5 protein-coding genes are annotated in these 7,403 nt (G+C 42.4%); 2 read left to right on the top strand and 3 right to left on the bottom strand.

Going from position 1 to position 7,403, the window contains the following annotated elements; genetic code table 11:
* Positions 1–248: 248 nt before the first annotated feature.
* A complete protein-coding gene (locus tag AC805_RS17545) occupies positions 249–1,088 on the top strand; it encodes an A24 family peptidase (RefSeq protein ID WP_082429528.1) in 840 nt (279 codons plus the stop codon).
* Positions 1,089–1,328: 240 nt separating this feature from the next.
* Here the strand turns inward: AC805_RS17545 and AC805_RS17540 are convergent, their stop codons facing one another.
* Positions 1,329–2,222 carry a M23 family metallopeptidase gene (locus AC805_RS17540; RefSeq protein WP_055076584.1) on the bottom strand — a complete coding sequence of 298 codons (894 nt, stop codon included), beginning with the start codon at positions 2,220–2,222 and terminating at the stop codon, positions 1,329–1,331.
* Positions 2,223–2,307: 85 nt separating this feature from the next.
* Complete coding sequence (locus AC805_RS17535) at positions 2,308–3,333, bottom strand: MBL fold metallo-hydrolase (protein ID WP_055076583.1); 1,026 nt, start codon at positions 3,331–3,333, stop codon at positions 2,308–2,310.
* A 374-nt stretch (positions 3,334–3,707) separates the two neighbouring features.
* On the opposite strand from AC805_RS17535, the gene AC805_RS17530 reads away from it, so the two are divergent.
* Entirely contained in the window at positions 3,708–4,868 is a 1,161-nt protein-coding gene (locus AC805_RS17530; protein ID WP_055076582.1) for a glycosyltransferase family 4 protein, read from the top strand.
* Positions 4,869–4,881: 13 nt separating this feature from the next.
* On the opposite strand, the gene AC805_RS17525 is transcribed toward AC805_RS17530, so the two are convergent.
* Positions 4,882–6,564, bottom strand: a complete 1,683-nt coding sequence (locus tag AC805_RS17525) for a response regulator (protein ID WP_055076581.1) — start codon at positions 6,562–6,564, stop codon at positions 4,882–4,884.
* Positions 6,565–7,403: the final 839 nt, after the last annotated feature.

Genomic DNA, 7,403 nt, shown 5'->3' with positions numbered 1-7,403 from the left:
ACTCTCTATTGGGTTTGATTTTTGTCCTAACATTATTGACTATAGCTATAAAAATCAAAATCAGAGATCGTAACGCCTGCTAAGATAATTTCCAGCTTTGCATAATTTCTAACTAATTGACTACTCCCTTCCCACCCAAAGATTAGCAGTGCGGTGCGAAGCACCGCACTGCTAATCTTTGGGTTTTAATGCGTATTTTTATACTGGGAAGGGAGTAAATTAATTCTTAAACCTAATTCTCAAATACTTTGTTACTAATTGAATCTATCTTTTTACAAAGTTTAGCGATCGCTTTAGGGGCTTGTGTGGGCAGTTTTTTGAATGTGGTAATTTACCGCGTTCCTGCGGGTTTATCCATTCTGCATCCCCCATCGCGATGCCCTCACTGCCTGCGATCGCTTGCCCCGCGTGACAATATTCCCATTATTGGTTGGTTTTTGATTAAAGGTAAATGTCGTTATTGCCACACGCCTGTATCTTGGCGATATCCAGCGATCGAAGCATTGACCGCCTTCTTGTTTTGGAGTGTGGCGGCATATTTTGGTAATTCACTGTCAATCCCGATCCTATGCTTTTATGCTGCGTTTCTCAGTTGGCTGCTAGTTCTAGCACTAATTGATATCGATACGATGACCCTACCCGATCGCTTAACTCAGTCAGGATTAGTATTAGGTTTAATCTATCAAGTAAGTCTTGCGTCAATGAGTTTAACGAATGGAGGTGACGCTCGCTTTGCTATTCCTCGTTTGCTAATGTTTGGCATCGGTGGGGCAGTCCTAGGAATCTGGCTTCTAGACATTATGCGTGTTGCTGGCAGTATATTTCTCCAAAAAGAAGCGATGGGCGGTGGCGATCCCAAACTTGCTGCAATGCTCGGAATGTGGCTGGGATGGCAAAATCTGTTGCTGGCGATTTTGATTGCCTCAGCGATCGGTACATTAGTTGGGGCGATCGCTTTACTCGTCCAGAAACGAGGCAAACATCAACCAATTCCCTTTGGTCCCTTTCTTGCCCTTGGCGGCGCAATTTCTCTGTTTTTTGGGCAAACAATTCTCTCCACCTATCTCAGTTGGTTTGGCTTAGCCTAAAAAAGCCAAAAGTCTTGCAGGATCAATACCAAGGTAGGAAATGGCTAAGCCATTTCTTACAGCGCTTCGCGCTCAAACCCAAACCAAGGAAATTTTTGAAAGCGTTGCTTCGCAACGCTTTCAAAAATTTCCTTGTGGTTCGTTTGATCGATAATTGCTGTAACTTACATAAAAAAGAGGGTTGCCGCGCTCCGCGCGGCAACCCTCTTTTTTTATGTTGACGGCAGCTATAACATTTGGTTATTCAACCCCTTCATAGCGCCAAGCTACAGGATCGATCGCTTCCCCATTCACGTATAAACCCCAGTGCAAATGGGGACCTGTCACCGCGCCCGTTGCCCCGATCTCACCAATCGTTTGACCTGCCGTTATGAAATCGCCTTCCTTGACATAGATCTTACTGAGATGTAAAAAAATGCTCTCCACGCCCTGTCCATGATCTAGCCCAATGGTATTGCCATTTAAAAGAAAGCCTTGAGCTACCGTTCCCACTAAACGAATATAGCCAGCCGCAGGTGCTACTACTGGCGAACCATATCCACCTGCATAGTCAACACCACGGTGGTAATAATCATCGGCAAATACTCCGTTGTAATAGCGCTTTACGCCAAAACCTGTTGTAATCTCGCCGTCATTGGGTCTTAAAAAAGCGCCATTCCAAAATTTCTGGGGAGTAACTAATTTCTTAAAGGCGGAAACCTTATCCCATTCGTAATCAGTTGGCTCGGAACCTCCCCCCGAATCATTAATCCAGATACTTTGCGTGGGAAACTCGCGATCACCTAAATGCATAGGCAAGGTTTGCTTCAAGCCATCCCCTGTTATCAATACCTGACGTTCACCTGCTTTATCTAGAGGCGTTGTCGGGATAAATGCTCGCCAACGATTGCTTGACATGGCAAAAGCAGGAAATAGTTTGTTATTCATCGATACCTGCGGCGGGGTCTTGGTGGTTTTATCCGTCACGATCCAAACCGATACCGTGTCGCCAAGGAGGGGATTCATTGGTTTGAGAATTGCTTGTAAGGCATCGACCCTCGCTGCACCAAAGATCGCCGCCGCGATCGCCGACACCAAAATCAAACTAACTAGTAATGGTAATTTGATCGAAAACGGGAAAGGACGAGCAACCATAACTGCATCAAGGGGTAAAGAACTGAAATATCCGCTTGCAATATGCGCCGCACAAAGTGCGGCGCATATTGACCGCAGATTGTTTTTAGGGAATCAAAGGAATTGTGGCGCTACGTGTAAATTGTTCGTAAGCTGACTCTAAATTATTAGAATATAGACCTTTAAATTTGTAGTCTTTGTACAAATCAGGTACTTTGGCAAACTTCTCAAGAACTTGTTCCTTAGTCAAGATCTGTCCCTTCCATTCCAGTGCGAGACGCTCTAATCTACTGAAATAGGCTTGCTGAGCCTGTAAACCTGCCACGTCAGTTACATCTCCATGCCCAGGAACGACTTTTGCTTCTGGATAAGAAGCAATTAAGCGATAAAGGCTACCCTGCCACTGCCGAATATCACTATCACCTGTGTAGGGAATCCGCTTATTGAAGACCATATCACCTGAAAATAAAACCTTAGCATCAGGTATATAGGCAACTAAATCGGTTCCAGCGGAATGTCCATCTACCCGCTCGATCCGCACTTGGCGATCGCCTAACCAAAGATCGGTTTGGCTATTGATCACTACCGTTGGTGGAGTTACCCCACCCGTATTATTTTTGCCACTTTGAATATATTCACGAATCACTCCACGACCAATTACTGGAACTTCACGCTTTACGAAAGCAGCATTACCTCCAGTGTGATCGAAATGATAATGCGTATTTAAGACATATCTAATGGGCTTATCTGTTAACGATTTTACCGTAGAGATCATTAACTCAGCCAGTTCGGGTGTTTGAAATGGATCGATTACTAACACGCCATCACTACCAATCACAAAGCCACCATTACAGATGGCTATCGTAGGACCTAGGGGTGGAAAATCGGTACTCGCCACTAGGGCGTAAACTCCTTGAGCAACCTCTTGCAGTTGCAAACCCGCACTTTGCAGGCTTACCGTAGTAATACTTGTTTCTACGGGTTTTCCCTGAGCCAGAAGCACTGTTGGGTCTGGCTTTTGAGCTTGGGCATTCGCATAATTCCAACCATATCCGAGCAGTATGGACATTGTTGTGGCGATCGCCGCCAACAAAAATGCCAAAAGGTATTTAATCTTTAGCTTTTTCAGCATCTTAATTCCTTGGAGCTAGATTTTGAAGCTGCAACGCTTCCAGACTAGTGTAAACCAAATCAAAACCTAGAAAGGGTGGGGATCGCTTGGCTTTACCTAACCCTTTTGGGTGAAAAATTATCGCTGTTGCCTAATCGTTGTCACCAAGTGTATTTATAGCTATCGCCAAATGTACTAGGACATAAACCCCAAGAATTGACTGGCGGCGCGAAGCGCCGCCAGTCAATTCTTGGGGTTTATGTCCTAATACACTGGGCGACAGCTATAAATGATCAAAAGGAAAACCCGTCTCATCCAACAGAAAAGCCCGACTGTATAATTTGTGCCGCCTCTAGTTTTGGTATTATACCTTTGATAATAATGTGGTGTAGTTCATGCATATTGCATGGTTAGGTAAAAAATCCCCTGCTTGTGGCAACGTGACCTATAGTCGCGAAATTACCAATGCATTACTCGATCGCGGACATCGAGTCAGCTTTATGCATTTTGCACCTGAGAATGATGCAGACAATGAAGATCCAGAAGAACATGCTCTAGAAACGCAGGATGTCACCTTACCCTTTCTTTATAAATCCACTATTTATACGGTTCCATCCTTAAGAGCTAATAAGATCCTCGTCGATTCCTTGCGATCGCTAAAGCCCGATCTCATTCACGCTTCCCTTGCCATTTCTCCCCTTGATTTTCGCCTGCCCGAAATTTGTGCCGAACTGGATCTACCCCTCGTCGCCACCTTTCACCAACCCTTCGATCTCAAACGGCGCAATCTTGCCTCGAGTACGCAGCAGCTCACCTACCAAATTTACGCCCCATCCCTAGCCGATTACAACCAAGTTATTATTTTTTCTAATATTCAAAAAGAGCTTCTCAATAAACTAGGCGTTCCCAATACTAGAATTGCAGTTATTCCCAATGGGGTAGATAGCGATCGCTATTCTCCAGGAGATTCAAATATTAAGAATGAGCTTAAAGCCGAAGTCCTATTTCTCTATCAGGGACGTTTAGCTGCTGAGAAGAATGTCGAAGCTCTACTTAAAGCATGGCGCAAATGTCGATTGCCCGAAGGTTGTAAGTTAGCGATCGTGGGCACGGGACCATTGCTAGCGGGTTTAAAGACCTTTTATGGTAACGATCCGAGTATTATTTGGATGGGATATATTGCCGATGAGCAGAGGCGCATTGAAATTTTGCGTGGGACGGATGTATTTATCCTGCCATCGCTAGTTGAGGGGCTGTCATTATCGTTGCTGGAGGCGATGTCCTGTGGTGTGGCATGTATTGCTACGGATGTGGGCGCGGATGGTGAAGTAATCGAAAATGGGGCGGGAATTGTACTTGATTCCCATCGAGTGACCTCGCAACTTTGTACGCTTTTGCCACTATTTGTCGATCATCCTGAAATGGCGAAAATTATTGGTATTAAGGCAAGACAAAGGGTCTTAGATCGTTATACCTTAGTAAAAAATATCGATCGCTTAGAAACTCTCTACGAGCAAACCATGAGCCAACAATGGGTGAGAGTCAGTGCGTTCTAAGCTATTGCATACGTTATTTCAATAGGTCTTTGATGGTCTGGGATAAGACCTTAAGTTTTACGGGTTTCGATAGATAATGATTTGCCCCCGCAATCAAGCATCTTTGGCGATCTTCAGCCATTGCTAAAGCTGTTAAAGCAATAATTGGTACATTAACCAATTCAGGATCGAGACGAATCTGTCTGATGGCTTCTAGCCCATCCATTTCAGGCATTTGGATATCCATCAAAATCAGATCGGGATGGTGCTTTTGGGCAAAGGCGATCGCTTCTCTACCATTATTTGCAAATAGTAAACGGTAACCAATCGCTTCTAGGTAACTAGAAATGGTAATGATATTGGTTTCGTTATCCTCAGCTAACAGGATTAGCGGCGAGGACAATTCCGTTGATGATGTTTGCTCGGAGTCTAGGGTGAGAGCAGATTCGGAACTAGCTCCGACTTTATTGGCTAATTTAGAAGCACTTGCCGAAACTACACAGGGAATCTCAACCGTGAAGCAACTGCCAACACCCAACTCACTGGTCAGATCTACATTCCCGCCATGAAGCTCGACTATTCGTTTTACCAGAGACAATCCTAATCCAGTGCCCTCATAGTTACGATTAAGAGCGCTATCAATCTGGATGAAGGGTTTAAATAATTTCGATATATTTTCAGGAGCAATACCAATGCCCGTGTCTTTTACAGAAATGCGAAGGAATTCTTTAGCGATCGCCGTTTCGGAAACATCTTTTTTTACAGTGCTTTTTACAGTGCTTTTTACAGTGCTCACCTCAAGCATGACCCGTCCGCCATTGGGTGTGAATTTGACTGCATTAGTTAGCAAATTGATTAAAACTTGGCGAATACGTAACTCATCTATCCAGATCTGGGACAGATTGGGAGGAAGATAACTTTGCAGGTAGATCGATTTTTTGTCAGCTTGGGGTCTGATAAATTCCAGACTAGATGTACAAATTGCTTCTATGCCAACAGCTTTGCAGTTTAGCTCTAGCTGTCCCGATTCGATTTTCGCCACATCGAGAATATCGTTGATGAGGGAGAGCAAATGCGTACCGCTTTGTTCGATAGTCTGTAAAACACTAATCTGTTTTGGATTAATGCTACCAAACACCTCATCCTGAAGTCCTTCAGTAATACCTAAAATGGCATTGAGGGGAGTGCGGAGTTCATGGCTGATATTGGCTAAAAATTGACTCTTGGCAAGGTTGGCTTCTTCGGCAGCTAGTTTTGCTTTTTGCAAGGAAATAACTTGACGGTTGACTTCCTGTTCGAGATCTTGAGTTAATCTTCTTAACTGTAAATGGGTTTTAATTCTGGCAATAACCTCTTGGTATTGAAATGGTTTGGTAATATAGTCCACGCCCCCCAGCGCGAAACTTTTGATTTTGCTATCGATATCATTTAAAGCCGTCATAAATATGACGGGGATATCTTTGGTTAACGGATTGCTTTTGAGATGCTCGCAAACTTCAAAGCCATTCATGTCAGGCATTCTAATATCTAGTAAGATCAGTTCGGGTATTAACCTGCCAAATTGCCGCCCAATCTGTTTGAGGGCGCGATCGCCACTAGTAGCGATCGCTACGTCATACCCCACCGTACTGAGAGTTTCCGAAAGGACTTCCAGATTAGCAGGAATATCATCCACAATCATAATCAGTCCTTTAGAATCGTCGGGTTCGGTAGTCATAATTTTAGTTATTTCTAAAGATTGTGGAATTCAAGAAAAATATGATTGTCCAGTAATAAATGGATTGGGTATATTGGGCATATTTGCGATGCAATTTTTTAGGAATAAAAATTGATAATTACCCAAATCATGAGAAATTACTTGAAATACTTTCTAAAAAGACTATATAAAAACTACGTACTTCAAGCAGAATAAAAAAAGATAACGGTGCTAAATGACAGGGTTCCAATAAAAATATTTTATTTTATTTTTAGGAGTCGCCAAAAAATACAAACAAGATATAAATAAGGTTTTTTGAATTTTAAAAATAAATTGTAGAGGTACTCAGATTTTATCACAGTATATACTCTGTGCTAATTTCAAGAAGATTTAGGGCAAGCTATTTACTTCCTAACAAGGACTAGATACCGTTGCATTTCATCCTTAAATTGGCGAAAATATTATTTCCCGCAAGAGCTTTTAGCAGTAAGACATTAAATATTTTTAGATTTTATGAAATTATAAAAAAATCCCTTACGTTTGTTGCAGATTAATCAATTTTGGCAAAAGTTCATGACTTTCAATGCGTAAATTACCCTCCCGATATTTAATTATTACATAAGTTGCTAGGCATAATTCATTACAAACCAAAACCCATAAAGTTTCGCCCCTACGGGGCAAAACTTTATGGGTTTTGGCAATTTATTTTGCACAAGCACTTAGCCTGAGGTACTTATTGCTATGGAGTTAGATCTGTTTTTTAGATTTATATAAATCTAATCAAACTTAATAACTAATTCAGCATAGTTAAAAATTAAAATTATTGGGCATAATGCTTTTATACCAATTCACGAAAGTGT

It is taken from the genome of Pseudanabaena sp. 'Roaring Creek' (assembly GCF_001402795.1).
Taxonomy (GTDB): domain Bacteria; phylum Cyanobacteriota; class Cyanobacteriia; order Pseudanabaenales; family Pseudanabaenaceae; genus Pseudanabaena.
The sequence above is the reverse complement of the archived record's forward strand: the minus strand, read 5'-3'. Positions and strand labels throughout refer to the sequence as shown.